At 61.1% G+C, this 18,970-nt stretch carries 19 protein-coding genes and 4 tRNA genes; 8 read left to right on the plus strand and 15 right to left on the minus strand.

Going from position 1 to position 18,970, the window contains the following annotated elements:
- The first annotated feature begins 11 nt into the window (after positions 1 to 11).
- Both FLQ44_RS12980 and FLQ44_RS12985 read left to right on the plus strand, forming a co-directional pair.
- Positions 12 to 1,688: a SpoIIE family protein phosphatase gene (locus tag FLQ44_RS12980; RefSeq protein WP_147694727.1), complete on the plus strand. Its 1,677-nt coding sequence runs from the start codon at positions 12 to 14 to the stop codon at positions 1,686 to 1,688.
- Positions 1,689 to 1,741: 53 nt separating this feature from the next.
- Positions 1,742 to 2,332, plus strand: a complete 591-nt coding sequence (locus FLQ44_RS12985) for an IMPACT family protein (RefSeq protein WP_147694728.1) — start codon at positions 1,742 to 1,744, stop codon at positions 2,330 to 2,332.
- A 144-nt stretch (positions 2,333 to 2,476) separates the two neighbouring features.
- Here the strand turns inward: FLQ44_RS12985 and FLQ44_RS12990 are convergent, their stop codons facing one another.
- Entirely contained in the window at positions 2,477 to 3,112 is a 636-nt protein-coding gene (locus tag FLQ44_RS12990) for a response regulator transcription factor (RefSeq protein WP_147694729.1), read from the minus strand.
- On the minus strand, positions 3,109 to 5,748 hold the full coding sequence (locus tag FLQ44_RS12995) for a PAS domain S-box protein (protein WP_147694730.1): 2,640 nt from the start codon (positions 5,746 to 5,748) through the stop codon (positions 3,109 to 3,111). The genes FLQ44_RS12990 and FLQ44_RS12995 overlap by 4 nt, the downstream gene beginning before the upstream one ends.
- A gap of 80 nt (positions 5,749 to 5,828) precedes the next feature.
- Between FLQ44_RS12995 and FLQ44_RS13000 the strand changes: the two genes are divergently transcribed.
- Entirely contained in the window at positions 5,829 to 6,992 is a 1,164-nt protein-coding gene (locus tag FLQ44_RS13000; protein WP_240801273.1) for an ABC transporter substrate-binding protein, read from the plus strand.
- Positions 6,993 to 7,054: 62 nt separating this feature from the next.
- On the opposite strand, the gene FLQ44_RS13005 is transcribed toward FLQ44_RS13000, so the two are convergent.
- The 5 genes from FLQ44_RS13005 to FLQ44_RS13025 form a co-directional block, all read right to left on the minus strand.
- Entirely contained in the window at positions 7,055 to 7,726 is a 672-nt protein-coding gene (locus tag FLQ44_RS13005; protein WP_017507024.1) for a GntR family transcriptional regulator, read from the minus strand.
- Between the two features lie 214 nt (positions 7,727 to 7,940).
- Positions 7,941 to 8,016 (minus strand) — tRNA-His (locus tag FLQ44_RS13010).
- A 44-nt stretch (positions 8,017 to 8,060) separates the two neighbouring features.
- Positions 8,061 to 8,136, minus strand: a tRNA-His gene (locus tag FLQ44_RS13015).
- A 35-nt stretch (positions 8,137 to 8,171) separates the two neighbouring features.
- A tRNA-Arg gene (locus FLQ44_RS13020) sits at positions 8,172 to 8,248 on the minus strand.
- A gap of 17 nt (positions 8,249 to 8,265) precedes the next feature.
- A tRNA-Pro gene (locus FLQ44_RS13025) sits at positions 8,266 to 8,342 on the minus strand.
- 231 nt (positions 8,343 to 8,573) lie between these two features.
- Here FLQ44_RS13025 and folD point away from each other — a divergent pair.
- The 3 genes from folD to FLQ44_RS13040 all read left to right on the plus strand — a co-directional run bounded on the left by folD (position 8,574) and on the right by FLQ44_RS13040 (position 10,967).
- Complete coding sequence (gene folD, locus FLQ44_RS13030; protein ID WP_026107623.1) at positions 8,574 to 9,425, plus strand: bifunctional methylenetetrahydrofolate dehydrogenase/methenyltetrahydrofolate cyclohydrolase FolD; 852 nt, start codon at positions 8,574 to 8,576, stop codon at positions 9,423 to 9,425.
- Positions 9,426 to 9,521: 96 nt separating this feature from the next.
- Positions 9,522 to 10,382, plus strand: coding sequence for a formyltetrahydrofolate deformylase (gene purU / locus FLQ44_RS13035; protein ID WP_147694731.1), 861 nt, complete (start codon positions 9,522 to 9,524; stop codon positions 10,380 to 10,382).
- Positions 10,383 to 10,385: 3 nt separating this feature from the next.
- Positions 10,386 to 10,967 (plus strand): hypothetical protein, encoded by a 582-nt coding sequence (locus FLQ44_RS13040; protein WP_147694732.1) that lies wholly within the window; start codon positions 10,386 to 10,388, stop codon positions 10,965 to 10,967.
- Between the two features lie 66 nt (positions 10,968 to 11,033).
- Here FLQ44_RS13040 and FLQ44_RS13045 read toward each other — a convergent pair whose 3' ends face one another.
- Positions 11,034 to 11,372, minus strand: coding sequence for a thioredoxin domain-containing protein (locus FLQ44_RS13045; RefSeq protein WP_147694733.1), 339 nt, complete (start codon positions 11,370 to 11,372; stop codon positions 11,034 to 11,036).
- Between the two features lie 2 nt (positions 11,373 to 11,374).
- A complete protein-coding gene (locus FLQ44_RS13050; RefSeq protein ID WP_026107622.1) occupies positions 11,375 to 11,848 on the minus strand; it encodes an NUDIX domain-containing protein in 474 nt (157 codons plus the stop codon).
- Between the two features lie 183 nt (positions 11,849 to 12,031).
- Here FLQ44_RS13050 and FLQ44_RS13055 point away from each other — a divergent pair, with 183 nt between their 5' ends.
- Positions 12,032 to 13,288 carry a TIGR03862 family flavoprotein gene (locus tag FLQ44_RS13055; RefSeq protein ID WP_147694734.1) on the plus strand — a complete coding sequence of 419 codons (1,257 nt, stop codon included), beginning with the start codon at positions 12,032 to 12,034 and terminating at the stop codon, positions 13,286 to 13,288.
- Here FLQ44_RS13055 and FLQ44_RS13060 read toward each other — a convergent pair.
- The 4 genes from FLQ44_RS13060 to FLQ44_RS13075 form a co-directional block, all read right to left on the minus strand.
- Positions 13,285 to 14,037, minus strand: a complete 753-nt coding sequence (locus tag FLQ44_RS13060; protein WP_170252972.1) for a substrate-binding periplasmic protein — start codon at positions 14,035 to 14,037, stop codon at positions 13,285 to 13,287. The genes FLQ44_RS13055 and FLQ44_RS13060 overlap by 4 nt on opposite strands.
- A 269-nt stretch (positions 14,038 to 14,306) precedes the next feature.
- The gene (locus FLQ44_RS13065) at positions 14,307 to 16,103 is read right to left on the minus strand and encodes a methyl-accepting chemotaxis protein (protein WP_147694736.1); all 1,797 of its coding nucleotides are present in this window, start codon (positions 16,101 to 16,103) and stop codon (positions 14,307 to 14,309) included.
- A 118-nt stretch (positions 16,104 to 16,221) separates the two neighbouring features.
- Entirely contained in the window at positions 16,222 to 16,818 is a 597-nt protein-coding gene (locus FLQ44_RS13070) for a class I SAM-dependent methyltransferase (protein ID WP_170252973.1), read from the minus strand.
- A gap of 80 nt (positions 16,819 to 16,898) precedes the next feature.
- Positions 16,899 to 17,300 (minus strand): DUF1289 domain-containing protein, encoded by a 402-nt coding sequence (locus FLQ44_RS13075; RefSeq protein WP_147694738.1) that lies wholly within the window; start codon positions 17,298 to 17,300, stop codon positions 16,899 to 16,901.
- A gap of 120 nt (positions 17,301 to 17,420) precedes the next feature.
- Between FLQ44_RS13075 and FLQ44_RS13080 the strand changes: the two genes are divergently transcribed.
- Positions 17,421 to 17,627: a hypothetical protein gene (locus FLQ44_RS13080; protein ID WP_147694739.1), complete on the plus strand. Its 207-nt coding sequence runs from the start codon at positions 17,421 to 17,423 to the stop codon at positions 17,625 to 17,627.
- Positions 17,628 to 17,717: 90 nt separating this feature from the next.
- Here FLQ44_RS13080 and FLQ44_RS13085 read toward each other — a convergent pair whose 3' ends face one another.
- Together FLQ44_RS13085 and yfcF are read right to left on the minus strand one after the other, a co-directional pair.
- Entirely contained in the window at positions 17,718 to 18,329 is a 612-nt protein-coding gene (locus tag FLQ44_RS13085) for a LysE family translocator (RefSeq protein ID WP_147694740.1), read from the minus strand.
- Positions 18,329 to 18,958: a glutathione transferase gene (gene yfcF, locus FLQ44_RS13090; protein WP_147694741.1), complete on the minus strand. Its 630-nt coding sequence runs from the start codon at positions 18,956 to 18,958 to the stop codon at positions 18,329 to 18,331. The genes FLQ44_RS13085 and yfcF overlap by 1 nt, the downstream gene beginning before the upstream one ends.
- Positions 18,959 to 18,970: the final 12 nt, after the last annotated feature.

Below are 18,970 nucleotides of genomic sequence, written 5' to 3' on the forward strand. Positions count from 1 at the left end.
AGCCAGCCGCAATGCAAACCCTGAACGTGCTGGTAGTCGATGACAGTCATGTCAACCGCCTGGTAGTCAGCCGCCTGATTCAGGCACTGGGTCACCATGTTGTTACCGCTGAAGACGGCGCCCAGGCGCTGGCCTGCTGCGAAACCATGCTGCCCGACCTGATCCTGATGGATGTCATCATGCCGCAGATGGATGGCCTGGAAGCCACCCGCCGCATTCGCGAGCGTTTCAACAAGCGCTGGATTCCCATTATTTTCCTGACCGGCAAGATCGAACAGGAAGACATGCTGGCCGGCCTGGGTGCCGGCGGCGACGATTACCTGACCAAGCCGGTAGACATCAAGCTGCTCACCGCCAAGATCCGCGTGATGTCGCGCATAGCCGACATGCAGCAGCGTATCAGCCACGATGCGCAGCGCCTGGAAGCCTACTACCACAGCAATGAAATGGAACAGCAGCTGGCCGAGCACGTGCTGCACAACCTGTACGGCGACCGCAGCCAGACCGGCATAGAACAATGGATACAGCCTGCCGTACAGTTTAGCGGCGACATCATTACCGCCGCACGCTCCCCGACCGATACCTTGCACATCATGCTGGCCGACAGTACCGGCCACGGATTATCGGCTGCCATCGCCTGCTTGCCCGCTGCCACGGTGTTTTACGCCATGACGCAAAAAGGCTTCGGCATTAATGCCATCGCGCGCGAGATCAATAAAAAACTCAAGCAGCACCTGCCGGTTGGCCGCTTTGTCGCCGCCACCCTGGCCGCCATCAACCCGCAGGAAAAAACCGTTACCGTGTGGAATGGTGGCATCCCGTTTGCTGCTTTTGTGAACGAGCAAGGCCAGATCGAAAAACAGTTCCAGTCCAGCAACCCGCCACTGGGCATTTTGCGCAATATGGACTTTGATGCCAGCGTGGATGTCTACCGCTGGTCCGAGCCAGGCCGGCTGATGATCTGCTCTGACGGCCTGACCGAAGCCAAAGGCACCCAGGACGACACCCTGTCACTGGAAGCCCTGTGCAGCATGCTGGCCAGCCCGCCTGGCCAGCCCGCCCTTGCCCCGCTGCGCGAACGGGTGCTGGCGCACCTGGGCGGCCATGAAAACGCCGACGACATCTCGCTGGTACTGGCCCCCTGCACCGCCAGCATCGGCCCGGCCACCCCGGCAGCACAAGGCACCGTGTTTACCCAGCTAAGCAACTGGGAGCTGCGCCTGGACTTTGGCCCCAAAGAGCTGCGCGAGGAGCTGGGCATGGCCACCTTGCTAGGCTGGCTCAACCAGATCGGGCTATCCGAAGCCCAGCTCAGCGACCTGCTGCTCATCGTTACCGAGCTGTTCAACAATGCGCTGGACCACGGCGTACTGGCGCTGGATTCCAGCGAAAAGCATTCCAGCACCGGCTTCACCAGCTACCTGATGAAGCGCGCAGGCAAGCTGTTCGGGCTACAGCACGGCTGGATACAAGTGGCCATGTCGCACGTTACCGGCGAAGACTTCCCCATCCTGAAACTCTGCATTCACGACAGTGGCCAGGGGTTTGATGCCGCGCGTTTCCTGCACAGCGAGCCAGACAACACCGCCCTGCACGGCCGCGGCATCACACTGGTAAACCGGCTGTGCCGCAGCGTGCGCTATCTGGAAAACGGTAGCCGCGTAGAAGTGGAATACGTACTACGCTAGGGCGCGGCTTGTTATCATGCCGCCCCGATAGCCCTCCTACCCCACCCCACACCATGCCGTTTACCCTGCCACAGCCTGGCCATGCCGAGCTGGATATCAAGAAAAGCCGCTTTATTGCCTGCGTCGAGGCGGTACCCAGCCGCGCCGCCGCCCTGCAGCGGGTGGCCGAGCTCAAAGCTGCCCACCCCGGTGCGGCACACGTGTGCTGGGCAATGCTGGCAGGTGGGCACTCTGCGGCCAACGATGACGGTGAACCCTCCGGCACGGCAGGCCGCCCCATGCTGGATGTGCTACGACACCAGCAGCTGGAAGGCGTACTGGCCACGGTGGTGCGCTACTACGGCGGGGTAAAACTGGGGGCCGGCGGGCTGGTACGGGCGTATACCGACGCCGTGGCCCAGGCACTGTCACACTGCGCGCGCGAAGAACAAGTCGCCATGCTGACCTTAGGTTGCAGCCTGCCCTATGCGCTGGAAGGTACGGCTCGGCGCCTGCTGCAAAAGCACGATGCCACGCTGCTGGCGGTACAGCATGCGGCCAACGTCACCCTGCAATTCAGCCTGCCGGCGCAGGCCGCAGACGCGCTGCAGCACGATCTGAACGAAGCCTGCCATGGCCAGCTGGTCTGGCAAGACCGCCCGTAGCGGCCAAAAAAAACCCGCCAGCAGGCGGGTGAACTTCAAATGTCCTTACCCGCCCACGGGCCGGTATAGCGACAAAACGCAACGCATCAAGGGGATGCCGGAGCATTGTGCGGCAAGCGGCCGCGCCCCACTATTGGGGAAAACCTAGATGCCGCGCCCTTTTTGCTGGCGATAAGCCACCACCGTCTGCACCAGATCGGCAATCGAGCGTACCCCCATTTTGTCCATCATCTTGCCACGGTGCGCCTCCACCGTTTTGATGCTGATGCCCAGGTCGTCGGCAATGATCTTGTTCATCTTGCCTTCAATCACCCGCTCCAGCACCTCGCGCTCGCGCGTGGTCAGCGTAGCCAGGCGCGCCTCGCACTGGCCGGCCTCCTGCGCGCTTTGTGCCTGGTTGGCCGCACTGGCCAGCGCACTGTCTACCGCTGCCAGCAGGGCTTCCTGATTGAACGGTTTTTCCAGGAAATCATGCGCGCCCCGCTTGACTGCCTGCACCGCCATGGGCACGTCGCCGTGGCCGGTAATAAAGATCACCGGCCAGGTATTGCCGCGCGCCTGCAGCTCGTCATAGAGCTCCAGCCCGCTCATGCCCGGCATGCGGATATCCAGAATCAGGCAGCCCGTACCCTGAGCCGGGCGGTAGCTGTGCAGAAAGCCTTCGGCGCTATCGTGGCAATCAATACTGTAATCGTGGCTTTCCAGTAGCCACAGCAAGGAATCGCGAAAGGCCTCGTCGTCGTCCACGATATGGATGCGTATGTTCTTGGCTACGGTCATGGCTCAAACACCGGCAATGTGAAACGGAAAATAGTACCACCCAACGGATGATCTTCCACTGAGAGTTGACCCTGATGAAACTCCACAATCGAGCGGCAGATATTCAAGCCCATGCCCATGCCGTCGCGCTTGGTGGTAAAGAAGGCATCGAACAGCTGCGACTTCAGCGCGTCCGGCACGCCATGGCCGCGGTCCACAATGGCCACCTCGATACGCTTGCTGTGCTGGCGCTGCACGCTGATTTCCAGCTCGCGCTCGTCGGCCGGTAGCTGCTGCATGGCTTCCATGCCGTTCTTTACCAGGTTTAGCAACACCTGCTCGATCAGGATGGGGTCCACGTGCACCGACGGCAAGTTGGCCGCAAGATGCACATTGATGGTGCTGCCCAGCCGCCGCGCTTCTATTTCAGCAATCGCCAGCGCCGCCTCGATAATGTCGCCCACCTCGGCCTCTTTGCGTACCGGCTCGCTTTGCTTCACGAACTCGCGCACGCGGCGCACGATCTTGCCGGCGCGCTCGGCCTGGGCCGTGATTTTTTCCATCACGGGGATAAGCGATTCCGGCGTGGCCTTGCCCTGGCGCAGCCGCTCGACACAGCCGGCCTGGTAGTTGGCAATGGCAGACAGCGGCTGGTTCAGCTCGTGCGCCAGCGTGGACGCCATTTCGCCCATGGTAATCAGGCGCGAGGTGGCCTGCAGCTTCTGCATCTGCTCGGCGTAGCGCTGCTCGGCGTCGTGCTGCTCGGTGATATCGGTCAGGATCAGCATCTGCACATTATGGCCATCCACCCAGCGCACCGGGCGGCTACGCAGCAGGAACCAGCGCCCCGGGTCGTCCAGCCATAGCTCCTGGTCGGTATTGGCGTGCTGCAGCATCTGGCGCAGGCGCAGGTCGCAGTATTCGTACTCGTGCTCCTCGCTGGCTGCGGCCAACCATTGGCGGTAGCGTTTATTGCAGAACAGCAGCTGCTGGGTGTCGGGCCGCACCACGGCCACCGCAGCATCCAGGCCCTCGATCACCGCAATAAAGCGCTCGTTGGCCGCCTCCAGCTGCTGCTGCGCCTCGCGCTTGTCGGTCATATCGGTGAGGGCTGCCATCCAGCCGGTATGCACGCCGTCGGCGTCGATCAGCGGCGAAATCAGCATCTGGCCGTAGAATTTTTCACCATTCTTACGCTGCATTACCGACTCGAACAGCTGGTGGCTGTTATCGCCCGACAGCGTCTGGCGCAGCGCATCGTAGTTCAGCTGCGCCACATCGGGCGACCAGTACGGGTACGGTGGGCGCAGGCCAATCAGCTCGTCTTCGCTAAAGCCGGTAATGCGGCAAAACGCCGGGTTCACATAGCTGATCCGGCCATCCAGATCGATGGCACGGATGCCGACGACCAGCGAGTCTTCCATGGCCTTGCGGAACATATACTCGTGGCGCAGCGCCTGCTCGGCCTGCTTTTCGGCGGTAATGTCACGGCCGGACAAATACAGCACGCCGGCATCCAGCAGCGGGCTCATGGCCCAGGCCAGCGACAACACGCGGCCATCGCGGCTGAACATGCGCGTTTCCACGTAGCGGTCTACGCTGCCGGCTTCCAGCAGCTGGCGAATCAGCTGGCGGGTGGGCTCGCGCTGCTGCGGGTCGACATAATTCAAAAACGAGGTGCCCTGCAGCTGCTCGGCGCTATAGCCCAAGCCCTGCAAAAACGCCGGGTTGATGTGCAGCAGGGTAGTATCTTCTCGCATCACCCCCAGCCACTCGCTGGACAGCTTGTACACCCTGTCGCGCTCGCGCTCGGCTTCGATACGGCGGCGGATATGCCGTGACAGGCTAAACAGTGACAGCAGGGTCAGCACGGACAAACCGGTAATCAGCCCAAGCTGGATCAAGCGGTTTTTATTGACATCGCCACGCACCGGGCGGGCCACCAGCGCCAGCGATGTGCCGCCCAGGCGAATGCTTTGCGTTACCCCCAGCGGCGGCTGGCTCTGCGCATTACGCGCCAGCGTCAGGCGGCCGGATTGCAGTGCCAGATGGTATTTTTCGGCAAACCAGGACGGCGGCACGCGCCGTACAAACGCCCCCGCCTGATAAATGCCGATCACCATGCCGCGAAACTGCGTGTCGCGGTATACCGGCACCATCAGGTCAAAGCGCCAGTCGCCGCCCTCGCTCTGGTAGGGCTCGCTAAAACGCGGGTGGCCGTCGTTGCGCGCCGCCAGATAGGCGCTGACACGCTGCCCGGAAATACCGGCACCGGCCGACAGGCCGGATTCCTCATACGGTGCCACCCAGCGCACGATATAGCTGGCATCGGCCAGCACCACGGCCGCCATCTCTGGCGTATTGCCCAGAAACTGCGAGGCCTGCACCAGAAAGCTCTCTTCATCCAGCTCTTCGCGGCCGATATCGCGCGCGATTTGGGCCAGCTCGGCCTGGTGGCCATCCATGCGCAAGCGCATGGTCTGCTCGGCCCACAGCGTGTCCTTGGCCAGGTCGGTACGCTGCTGCTCGCTCTCGCGCGCGTCCAGCGTCCACAGCATCACCGCCATGGTGAGGAAAAACAGCACGATGGTACTGTTGGGCATCAGCCGGTAAACCGGGCTGCGCCGCAGCGAGGTATAGAAGCGGGAAGTGCGCATGGGCAAGACGGGTTGGCCGCAGGGGTCGATGGAATGCGATAATAAGCGCCCCCTAGCGATAATGCCATCAGGAGCAGCCCGTGCGCCGTCTGTTAAGCCTTTGCCTGTTGACGCTGGCCAGTGCCCACGCGGCGGAGCCTATCCGCATCGGCCTGTCCGGCCCGTTCAGCGGCGGCTCATCCCCCATGGGCCTCTCCATGCGCAACGGCATACGCCTGGCGGCAGAAGACATCAACCGCCAAGGTGGCCTGCTGGGGCGGCCAATACTGCTGATAGAGCGTGACGACCGTGGCCGCCCGGAGCTGGGGCTGCGCATTGCCAGCGAGCTGATAGACAAACAGCGCGTGGTAGCCAGCGTAGGCTTTGCCAATAGCGGCGTGGCGCTGGCCTCGCAAATACGCTATCAGCAGGCGCGCATCCCCGCCATCACCGCCGTCGCCACGGCCCGCATCATTACCCAGCAATTCACCCCGCCGCGCCATGCGGCCAACTATGTATTCCGCGTGGCGGCATCCGACAGCCTGCAGGCGCCGCTGATCGTGCGCGAAGCGCTACGCCGTGGTTTTAGCCGTGTGGCGGTACTGAGCGACAACAGCAACTATGGCCGGCTGGGTAAACAGGACTTACTGAAAGCCCTGGCACAAAAAGGCATGAAGCCCGTCAGCGTCAACCAGTTCAATAATGGCGAGCTGGACATGAGCGTTTACCTGAAACAGGCCCGAGCAGCCGGCGCGCAGTGCATTCTGACCTACACCATCGGGCCCGAGCTGGCGCAAATCGCCAATACGCTGGCGCAGATGGAGTGGCGCGTTCCCATCATTGGCAGCTGGACGCTGTCTATGTCCAACTTCATCGATAATGCCGGGCCCAATGCCATAGGGGCGCGCATGGTGCAAACCTTTATTCAGGACGGCAACACCCCGCTGCGCCTGCAGTTCATCAACCGCTACCTGAAGGCGAACGGCGGCCTGCGCATCCCGTCGCCCCCTTCTGCCGCCCAGGGCTACGACAGCATGCTGCTGTTGGCCGCAGCCATCCGGCAGGCTGGCCATACCGATGGCCCGGCCATTCACCAAGCGCTGGAAAACCTGAAACAGCCGGTTGCCGGCCTGATTACCACCTATCGCAAACCGTTTTCCAGTACAGACCACGAGGCGATCGAGCTGGACGTACCGGTGATTGGCGAGGTGCGGCAACAGCATGTGATGTACGCCTACCCGGAAGATCGCCAGCGCCAGCCCTGACGCGCGGGCAATAAAAAAGCACCGCCAGTGCGGTGCTTTTTTATTGCCCGGTTGGCCGCAGCTCAGCGGCGCTCCTGCGTGAGCAGGTAGGATTCCAGTGCGTGGCCGGCAGACAGGATATGAAAGCGCAGAAACTCGGCCGCCTCATCCGCCGCGCCCTTGCGGCACAAGTCCAGCAGCTTGCTGTGCTCTTCGTGGGCGCGCTCCATGGTACGGGTAAACAGAATCTGCATGCGGGTATAGCGGTCGGTTTTGTTATGCAGCTGCTCGATCAGCGCCATGGTATTGGGCCGTTTGGCGGCACGGTACAGCGCCAGGTGAAAGCGCGAGTTCAGCTCGCCCCAGTGGCGGATATCGTTGGTGGCCAGCGCCTGTTCGAATTCGTTCAGCGTGGCTTCGGCTGCATCGTGGTCGGCAGCCACCTGACAGGGAATGGCGGCGCGCAGCACTTCGCTTTCCAGCATGGCGCGGATTTCCAGCAGCTCCAGCACGTCATCCAGCGACAGCTTGGACACCAGCGCGCCTTTGTGGTCGATGATCTGGATCAGGCCTTCGGCCTCCAGCTGGCGCAGCGCTTCACGCACCGGCACGCGGCTAACGCCATATTCATTTGAGAGTGCCTCCTGACGCAGCTGCTGTCCGTCGGCAAACTCGCCCGAAAGAATGCGCTGACGCAAAGACTCGGTCACGGCGCTGGTAAGGGTTTGTCGCTTGATGGGCTGCATAGTGGTCATGGTCACGCTCTGGCTATCGGATACATGCAAATGTATTCGATTATACGGTTAAATACGCGTGCGACAAGAGATTACAGAAAAGGGACATCGAATTAGCAGAAGTGCATAGCAAAACGGCACAAACGCGGCGTTGATGCGCGATAAAAGCCTGCCAGACAAAACTTGCCAATCACGAAGGCAAAGAAAAACCCGGCCACACGGGCCGGGTTTATTCTGGGGTGGATGATGGGGCTCGAACCCACGACAACAGGAATCACAATCCTGGACTCTACCGACTGAGCTACATCCACCACTGAGCGGTGTGTCTGACGCATGAATGCGGCAAACCGAATTTTGGGGTGGATGATGGGGCTCGAACCCACGACAACAGGAATCACAATCCTGGACTCTACCAACTGAGCTACATCCACCACAGATACTGCATTTCTTACTACCACATCGCCACTGGCGCGCCCGACAGGAATCGAACCCGTAACCCCCGGCTTAGAAGGCCGGTGCTCTATCCGGTTGAGCTACGGGCGCTCTATCGGGTGTGGCTGTGGTCGGGGCGGTGGGATTCGAACTCACGACCCTCTGCTCCCAAAGCAGATGCGCTACCAGACTGCGCTACGCCCCGACGACAGGAGGCGAAATATACAGGGCTGTTTTATTGCTGTCAACACCCGATGCTAAAAAATTGCATGTACCTGCGCCCCACCCCATGCAGGTGCCGGTAAAACACGACAGCCCCGGCTGCTGCAATGCAAAAAAGAATGCATCACAAGCCCTTGAAGCGATTGAGCAGATACCCCAAAAAATGAGAAAATCCCGCTTTCGTTCACTTCTAACCTTAATGGTGGATAGCAGCATGGCGGCACAACTCATCGACGGCAAGGCCGTTGCCGAAACCCTGATCAACCGCGTACGCGTGGGCGTAGACGCCCGCCTGGCCGCCGGCAAACGCGCCCCGGCCCTGGCAGTGATTCTGGTCGGCGACGACCCGGCTTCCGGCATTTACGTGAACAACAAGAAGCGCTCCTGCGAAAAGGCGGGCGTGCGCTCGCTGTCTTACGAGCTGCCAGGTAGCACCAGCCAGGAAGAACTGCTGGCCATCATCGACCAGCTGAACGCCGACGACAGCGTAGACGGCATTCTGGTACAGCTGCCGCTGCCCAAGCAGATCGACCCGCAGCTGGTGATCGAGCGCATCAACCCCAAAAAAGACGTAGACGGCTTCCACCCCTACAATATGGGCCGCCTGGCCATCAAGATGCCGCAGCTGCGCCCGTGCACCCCGCGCGGCGTGATGACGCTGCTGGAAGAGTACAACATCGACCCGAAAGGCAAGAATGTGGTGATTGTGGGCGCATCCAATATCGTTGGCCGCCCGCAAGCGCTGGAAATGCTGCTGGCCCGCGCCACCGTTACCGTGTGCCACAGCGCTACCGCCGACCTGGCCGGTGAAGTTGGCCGCGCCGACATCGTGGTGGCGGCCGTGGGCATTCCCAACTTCGTGAAAGCTGCCTGGCTGAAACCGGGTGCGGTAGTGATCGATGTGGGTATCAACCGCCTGGACAGCGGCAAGATTTGTGGCGACGTAGAATTTGACGCCGCACGCGAAGTGGCCAGCTACATCACCCCGGTACCCGGCGGTGTAGGCCCGATGACCATTGCCACCCTGTTGCAGAACACGCTGGATTCGGCCAATCTCAACGCCTGACGCAGACACCGTACACGCACGCCGCCGTCTGCCGCTGCAGCCGGCGGCGTTTTTTATCTGCCTTCAAGACAAAACCTACAGACAAAGAGTCAAACCATGAGTAACCGCCACTCTGCCACCCTGCTGATCAGCTGCCCGGACAGCCACGGCTTGGTTGCAGCCATTGCCAATTTCCTGCTGACCTATAACGCCAACATCCTGCACGCCGACCAGCACCAGGACCCGGTAGAAAACCTGTTCCTGATGCGCGTACAGTGGGACCTGAACGGTTTCAGCCTGCCGATGGACAGCTTTGCCGCCGCCTTTGCCCCCATCGCTGAAAAGCACAATATGCAATGGCAGGTGTCGCTGTCGGTACGCAAGCCGCGCATGGCGATTTTTGTGTCCAAGTACGAACACTGCCTGGTCGACCTGCTGCACCGCTACAGCATCGGCGAGCTGGACTGCGATATCCCGGTGATTATCTCCAACCACGAAGATTGCCGCCGCCTGGCCGAATTCCACGGCATCCCCTACCACGTGATTGCCGTCACCAAAGACAACAAGGCCGAAGCCGAAGCTCGCCAGTGGGCACTGCTGGAAGAAGCCGATGTGGACCTGATCGTGCTGGCGCGCTATATGCAGGTGCTGTCGCAAAAGTTTGTCGAGCGCTACCCGCACCGCGTCATCAACATCCACCACAGCTTCCTGCCGGCCTTTGACGGCGCCAAGCCCTACCACCGCGCCTTTGCCCGTGGCGTGAAGCTGATTGGCGCCACCAGCCACTATGTGACCGAAATCCTGGACGACGGCCCGATCATCGAGCAGGAAGTGACACGCATCTCGCACCGCGACGACGTGGAAGACCTGATCCAGAAAGGCCGCGACCTGGAACGCATCGTCCTGTCACGCGCCGTACGCTGGCACCTGGAAAACCGCATCCTGGCCTACAACAACAAGACCGTGATTTTTGACTAAACCATGAACCTGCCCCTGATCCACGACGCCATCGACCTGCTGCGCCTGCGCGTTGGCCGCCTGGAACAATACCAGTACCCGCTGGGCCAGCTCATGGCAGTATTTGCCGCACTGGGCATCATGTCGGCGGCGGCCGCCCATGCCGATGGCGCTAGTGGCGACCCGCTGGCACTGACGCTGTTCTTTACGCTGTATACGCTGATGGAAACCTCGCTGTACGCCACCTTCATGCGCTGGTGGCTACGGCGAGCAGGCTGCCATATCGAATTCCCCTTGATAGGGCTGATTGCAGCGGCCAGCCTGATCAAGCTGCTGGACCCGCTAGTGAGCTGGCTACCAGACGACGTAGCGCAGGGGCTATCGCTGGTACTGGGCGCGGTGGCGCTGTATATCGTGGTGAAGGCACAAGCGCTGACCACCGGCGCCAGCGTGCTGCGCGTACTGGGCGGCACCCTGCTGTTTTCGCCTATTGCCATCATCCTGATGGTGAATATGGTGACGGTAGCGGCCAGCATGGGCGTGGAAGTGTTCCCGCCCGAGCTGATGCAATCTGCCACGCTGAAGGCAGACGATAACGCCCCTTGAGTCCGTTCACCTACCCACAAAACAAAACGCTGCCCGTGGGCAGCGTTTTGTTTTGGCAGGCCCGGCTCAGGGCTCTTCTTGCGGGCTGGCGGCCAACGCTGCGGCCAGCGCTTGCCGCACTGCCTGCGCACTGAAAGCACTCTGCCACATGGCATGAAACTGGCCATCACGATAAAGCGCAAAAGCAGGCAGCTGAAACAGCTCGAAGCGGTGCGCCAAAGCCTGCGCGCGGGCGACGTCGGCATACCACAGCTGCACACCCTGCTCTGCCAGCCACCCGGGCAGCTGCGCCTGCCAGCCACGGCAGGCACCACAATGCGGTTGGCCGAACATCACCAGGCTCACACCCGGGGCGGCGGCCAGGCTGGCATCAAAACCGAACTCGTCCAGTGCTTGCCAGGGCATGGCTAGTCCATTTTGGCGATATAGCGCGCCAGCTGCAAAATGGCGCGCACGGCATCGCTCTTCGGGCCTTCCTCGCCACGCAGCTTGGCGTAGCGGCGCAGGATGGCGCGGGATTCCACATGCACATCCATCTCGCTGTCGGGCGAGGTAATCAGCGTCATGCGCGCCCCGCCCTCCTGCATGCGCGGCTGGCCCTGGGCAATGCACAGGTAAACCTTGTGGGCGTTGTGCTGGGTAATGTGGTCGTACAGGTACAACATGGAATTGATGCGCAAGCCAGTCTGGTCGCGCACCTGGCGCAGTAGCGCCTGCGAACGCAGCTCGCCACGCTGCGATACGCCGCCAGGCAAGCTGAAACGCCCACCGGCAGAAGCCGTCATCAACACGCCATCGGGCAGCTCGATAATCGCCGTGGCACGGCGGGGCAAGGTAGGGGACAGGCGGGATTCAAAACGGTTTTCACGCGTGAAACTCATAATATGCAGGTACAACCCAATAGATGAAAGAACAGAACAAACCATAAAATAATGCAGGCTCATTTTAATCAAGCACTTGGCACGCGGCAAATACCGTGCGCATCAAAGTGCGGCCAACAGTTGGTTTTTACGCCGCTTTCGGTAACAATCGCGCGCCCAGCCTAAAACAAGATGGATTACGCCATGACCTCACCCGTTTCCCCACCCCAGCAGCACCGCATCGCCGTGATTGGCGGTGGCCCGGCCGGCCTGATGGCTGCCGAAACGCTACTGGCGGCAGGCGTGCAGGTAGAGGTGTTTGACGCCATGCCCTCGCCTGGGCGCAAATTCCTGCTGGCCGGCGTAGGCGGCATGAATATTACCCACAGCGAACCACAAGCCGACTTTTACCGCCGCTACGGCCCGCGCGAAGCGCAGCTGGCCCCCATGCTGGACGCGTTCAATGCCGACGCGCTGCGTAGCTGGGTACACGGCCTGGGTATCGACACCTTTGTGGGTAGCTCGGGCAAGGTATTCCCGCGTGAAATGAAAGCCGCCCCGCTGTTGCGTGCCTGGCTGGCGCGCCTGCGCGAGGCGGGCATGCAGCTGCATGTGCGCCACCGCTGGCAAGGCTGGCTGCCCGATGGCCGCTTGCGCTTTGGCACACCGGATGGCGAGGTGCTGCAAGCGGCCGATGCGGTCATCCTGGCACTGGGCGGCGGTAGCTGGGCCAAGCTGGGCTCGGATGGCCGCTGGCTGCCCTTGCTCAGTGAAAAAGGGGTGGACACGCTACCACTGGCACCGTCGAACTGCGGCTTCGAGCGCCCGTGGAGCGAACACTTTGCCAGTAAGTTTGCCGGCCATGCGCTAAAAGGGGTGACTGTGCATTTTGCCGATGCCTGCGGCCAACCTAGCCAGCGACGCGGCGAGTTTGTCATCACCGCCACCGGGGTCGAAGGCAACCTGATCTACGCCTACAGCGCGGCCATCCGCGACGCCATTGCACGCGATGGCCAGGCCACCATCACGCTGGACCTGCTGCCAGACCGCAGCCCGGCGCGCTTGCTGGCCGAGCTGCAACGCGGCCGTGGTGCCGCCTCGCTGGCCAACCACCTGCGCAAACAATGCGCCCTGGATGGCGTGAAAGCCGGGCTGCTGCGCGAGCTGCTGGATAAAGACAGCTTTAACGATATGGCTAGCCTGGCCCAAGCCATCAAGGCATTACCGCTTACCCTGCACGCAGCACGCCCCATCGACGAAGCCATCAGCACGGCAGGCGGGGTACGGTTCGAGGCCATGGACGAACACGGCATGCTCAAAGCCCTGCCTGGGGTATTCTGCGCGGGAGAAATGCTGGACTGGGAAGCACCAACGGGCGGCTACTTGCTAACCGCCTGCTTTGCCAGCGGCCGCGCGGCTGCAACAGGCGCCTTGCAATGGCTAAGTAGCAACAAGCCCTAATCGCCTACCGCCTGGATGGCCGCCAGCGACGAGCCGTACTGTTGACGATAAAAGCGGTCTAGCTGACCGCTACGCTGCCAGCGCAGCGCCTCCTTATCCAGCGCCTGCGCGAAGTTGGCCAAGCCAGGGCGCACGGCCACCGGCTGCTGCATACTGGCGGCCACCGGGCGTAGCACTCGCATCTGCCGGCGGCTTTGCAGCGGCAAGCTGGACGCAACGTAGCGTTCATCATCAAACACCACATCGATTTTATTGCGCATCAGCAGGGTAAACAGCCCGTCGGCGTCGTAAGCCTCCACCCGGGACCAGTCTCGCTGTAAAGCCAACCGGTCCGGGTAGCGATAATGCTGCCCCCACCCTACGCGTAGACCCGAAAACTGGCTCAGGCCGGTGAATGCCTTATGCGGCGAGTGATAAGGCACCATGGCACTCAAAACCCAGAACACCATGGGCCGCTTTGTCAGCAACCAGCCTTCCAGCTGTTCTTTATTCGGCGTAAAAGCCAGCGCATCCGCCCCACCAGACGCCGCCAGCTTGCGGCAGGCTTGCAATGACAAAAACTGGTATTGCACGCGCAAGTGCTGCTTGTTGGCTGCTTGCTCTATCCAGCTAGCCGCCATGCCGGCTACGCGGCCGGCATCGTCACGGTACAAGAATGGCGGCCAGGCCTCGGCACACACTTTCACCACAGCAGCATGGGCAGCTGCCGGCAAGAGCAAAGCCGTGATGATCAGTCTATGCAACAACATACCTGCCCTTTTCTGCTTTGCAGGCACACGGTGGTGCCGGATCCAGGAAGCTCGCCACCGGCAGCCTGCGCAGGTGCGGTTGCGAACAGATAAGCCAGATCTATTGTTTGCATTACACACTTCAATACTGTGCACCGCAATATGCAGTGTGCACAGTATTTGCCATATCAATAAAATCATTGGCAAAAAAACGGCCAACCCGACAAGGTTGGCCGCAGCGATTTTGGAAACCAAGCAACGTTAGCCGTGCATGACAACACGGCTGTGAGCTATGTCTGAAACAAAGAGCCAGGGTCAAAGCCAACCCGGATGGCGCCCCAATGCCTGCCGCCAATCATCACCGGCAGAGCAATCTCGGACAGAATTTCCCCCGTATCACGCATATAGGTCTGTAGCAGGAAAGGCTGCTTGCTGCGCGCCGACTTCAAGCCGGTAGGGTCGTTGAAAATGCGTTTGTCGCGGCTACCGACCAGATCCAGCTGCGGGTCGCCTGTCTGCGGCTTGGAATAAAAACTGTTATGCGTGGGCGCGTAGCCATTGTTATCCACCAACAGACAGAAGCGCCCGCCGGTCACATTCTGCACCACACGGTCGTACACTTTCTGCAGCGGCAGCTCCAGCTTGGTGTCGTACTGGGTGTGATACTTGGCTGGGCTGGTGCCCGCGATTGGCTGATAACGCTGGTCGAAAATATCACAGCCGTCCTGCTGCGCCTTCTCCAGCAGTGCTACCAGCTCGCCACAGGCATGGCGCGCCTGGCTGATGGTGTCATCCAGAATGCCTTCGCCCAATACAAAGCGCGCCACCAGCTCCTGCACTTCCTCCGCCGCACGCGACAGGGTGACAGAATCCTGCTCGGACTGCTTCAGGCTAGTGGAAACCGAGTCGCTCAAGGTACTGATCTCGCCAACGTTGGCCGCAATCTGCTGGTTCGAGCTGGCAAACTCCCCCATGGTGGTGGCGATCTGCCCCATGCGGCTGGCGGTGCTTTCGAAATCACCCATCATGCGGCCAAAGTGGTGTGAAGAGCGGTCTACTACCTCGCGTGCCTGCGCGGTATCACGCGTGATCACGGCGGTTTCGTCTTTGGTGTTTTGTACCAGGCTCAGCATGCCGTCGATATTGCCGCTGATTTCGTCGGTGGCCACTTTCACGCGCTCGGCCAGCTTGCGTACCTCATCGGCCACCACGGCAAAACCGCGGCCAGCCTCGCCCGCGCGCGCCGCCTCGATAGCGGCGTTCAAGGCCAGCAGGTTGGTTTGTTCGGACACATCCTTGATCAGGTCGGCGATGGTCTTGATGCTGGCAGAACGGCTGTTCAGCTCGTCCACCGTGCCGTTAAAGGTATTCACCCGCTGACTCACACCACCAATCTTTTGCGCGGCGTCCTGCAGCTCGGCGTAGGACGCCTTGGCCACGTCCAGGTTATGCAGGGTGGTGGCGGAAATCTGCTGTGTATCCGCCGACACCTGGATAACGCCCTGGGTAGAGCGGTCACTGGCATCGCTTACCTGCCCTGCCAGAGCGGCCTGCTGTGTGGCATGGGCTACCGAGGCGCTAATGTGCTTGCGGGTGCGGGCCGAATCCATGGCAATGCGCATGGTCATGGTGCGGACATTGCTGATGATTTCGCGCATTTTCTGCAGAAAATCGTTGTAAGACAGCGACAAATCGCGGATTTCGTCGTAGGTGATGGTAGGAATCTCGCGCGACAAATCGCCCTCGCCGGCGCCAATTTCGCGAAAAATCGAAATGATCATCTTCAGCGGGCGCACGATGAGATAGCGCAGGTACCACACCATGAAGGCAATAAACACCAGCGACACCGCCCAGATTGCCACCGACCAGTAAATGGTACGGTCGAGCAAGGCGTGTATCTGCTGCAGGCTATCCGGCCCCAGCTGCTGCGTGCTCACCAGGCTGCGGATTTCCTCAAGAGAATTATAGACATAGGCAATAAGCACCAGCTGGAACAAGCTGATGAAGAAGAAGCTGCAAAGCTTTTTGGTAAGAGAATTCCAGAAGGTTTTCTCTATCAGGAAATATGTCTTCCAGAACCACTCCATCACATGCTCTCCTCTTGCGTTTTTATTTAGGCTTTATAGCTTGCGACACCACTAATCTATACATGTTATCTATAAATTATTGTACTGACTATTCAGTAGCTGTTGATAGTAGTCAAGCCTATGGCAACCTTACCCACTCCAGCCAATGCTCATCCGGGTGAAATACCGGCAATGAACCCGCGATCGGCACCTGCTTTTGCAGCATAAAGTAGGGCCCAAGAGACTGCTGCAAATTGAACAACGAGGTACCAAACGGCGGGCCTTTGGCCTGATCGCGCAAGAAGAAGTAGCCCGCCAGCACACCGCCAGCGGGTATCAGCTCGGCCATGCGCTGCGCGTAGCGGTCGGCTAGCGCCGGTGGCAAGGCACAGAGGAACGCCCGCTCGTATACCCAGTCCCAGGCACCCGCAATGGCATCGCCAAAAAAATCGGCCTCGATGATACGGGATGTCAGCGCCGGGCACGCCGCACGGGCACGCGCTACGGCAGCAGGGCTGAAATCGAATGCCAGCGCATCGCAGCCCTGCCCTGCCAGCTGCTGCAGCTCGTAGGCACTACCACAGCCGGGTATCAACACACGGCGCACATGGCCACTAGCCAGCAAGGCGCTGGCATGCTCGACAAAGCCGGCAGGCAAGCCGGCACTGTCCCACGGGGTCACGTCTTTCTGATAGCGCGTTTCCCAGAAATCGGCCTTGCTGCTGTCTTGTGCCATGCTGTACTCCATCATTGACTGCCATGAACATAGCATTCGATAAACCGATGCCTCAATATAAATCTGTCACATAAGGCTTGTTACTGCGCAAGCCAAGCAGATAGCTGCTGCGACCAACTATCCAGCGACACCTCCAGCGCCAGCTCGCGCTCGCCATAGGTCAAAGGCAGCCAGCGCCGCCCGCCATCCACATAAGGCTGGCCCAGCAGCAGCACACCGCCCTCGCGCAGGGTAAACCTGGCGGATTCGCTGCCCGCCTGTGACAGCACCTCCAGATGGCCGTGTAGCGGGCGCACCACGGCCAACCATACCTTGCGCACCGACAGGCAAGCCCAGCAGTGGTCTTTCTCGGCCTGGCTCAGCTCGCCCCAAAAACTGATCTCGTCAAAGGTGCGCGCACAGCCGCGGCAGACATCGTCGCCGATGGCGGTAGAACAAATGCCAACGCAAGGCGTATCAGGCTGCTGGTTTAACGATGACATGTAATAATAAATTCATGTTTCTTGACGGATAACGCCATATGATTGATAAATAAATGTAACTAATAATACACACGCCAACACATGCAACGAGATGAATCACTGATCTACAGCATCCTCAGAATGCTGCGCAGCCGTGCCCCCGGCAGCCTGGAAGAAAACCGCATCGTGAGCACCCTGGGGCAAGCTTCCCCCGGGCGCATCGCACACATCCGCGAGCAGCTGCAGTACCTGCACAGCACCGGCATGCTCAAGCGCATTCTGGTCGCCAAGAACCGCACTGCCTACCAGCTGGACTGGCCAGGCTACGACTACCTGGACGGCGCCTGAGCCCGAATCCTGAACCTGAACGCAAAAAAGCTGCCGTCGGCAACATAGCAGAAAGCAGCCAGGGCGCACCAGCCCGAAACCCTACGCCGCTTAGGCCGTGAACGCCAGCCACAGCCCCAGGCACAACATGGCCAAGGCAGCCAAGCGGTCGATGATAGCCTGCTGGCGCAGATACCTCTGCCGCACCCTGGCAGAAGAAAACGCGCACGCTACCAGGGCATACCAGCCTGCTTCCACCAGCCAAACCAGCAGCACGACCGGCCAATACGCAGACAGCGGCAGCGCCGCGGGCAAGAGCGCGGCAAAGACTGCGGCATACACCAGCAGCGTCTTGGGGTTGGATAACTGGGCCAGGCACCCCGCCAGCACGCCCTGCCACAGCGTCAATACGCCCGCAGTGCGAGCACTAGCCGGCACCGCCACACCCGCGCCACGCCACATGCGATAGCCCAGCCAGCACAGGAAGGCTGCGCCGGCCAAGCGCACAGCTTGCAGCCATTCCGGTGCGATCTGGCGCTGCCAGCCCGATGCGGCCAACATGGCAAAACAGACGGCCCCCACGCCCATACCCAAGGCCGCCCCCACCGCCACCCTGCGTGGCTGCCCCAGCGCCAGCTGCACCACCAACCAGAAGCTGGGGCCGGGGCTCATCGCCCCCAGCAGCAACACGCCACCCAGTGCGGCCAGCGCGCCCCAGTCCATCAGTTCGTAGCCTGATGCTGCTGCGCTAGCCAGGCTTGCACCGACGGGCGCTGCCACTGCTGGCGTGCATAGTCGGCCAGCGCCGGCGGCACCGGGTCGCCATTATTGACCAGGCGCAGCAGCATCAGCGCCAGGTCGGTATCGGCAATGCACCAGTCGCCAAACAGGTTGGCCGCACCCGGTGCCAGGCAGGCCTCTGCCACACGAATCAGCTTGGCCGCCGCTTGCTGGCCTGCGGCATCCAGCGGCTCGGGGGACGGCTGCAGGAACACTACCTCGGTCGTGCGCTGCTGGCGTAGCGGCAGCAGGTCACTGCGCAGCCAGGCTTGCAGCTGGCGGGCGCGGGCACGCTGCTGCGGGTCTTGCGGATACACCGCCGGCGCCGGGTAACGCGCCTCCAGGTATTCGGCAATGGCCGAGGATTCCGATAACCGGAAGTCCCCCTCCACCAGCAAAGGTACGCGGGCGGTGAGCGATGCGGCCGCGTAATCGGGCAGCAGGTTGGCACCGCCATCCAGATCGACACCATGCCACGCAAACGGCAGCCCTTTCTCCTGCAAGACCACGAAGGCAGACAGGGCGTAGGGGCTAAGAAAGCGGCTATCAACGTACAGTTCCAGGTTACTCATCGGACCTCCGGC

Origin of the sequence: Vogesella mureinivorans, assembly GCF_007644035.1 — a bacterium.
Lineage (GTDB): Bacteria > Pseudomonadota > Gammaproteobacteria > Burkholderiales > Chromobacteriaceae > Vogesella > Vogesella mureinivorans.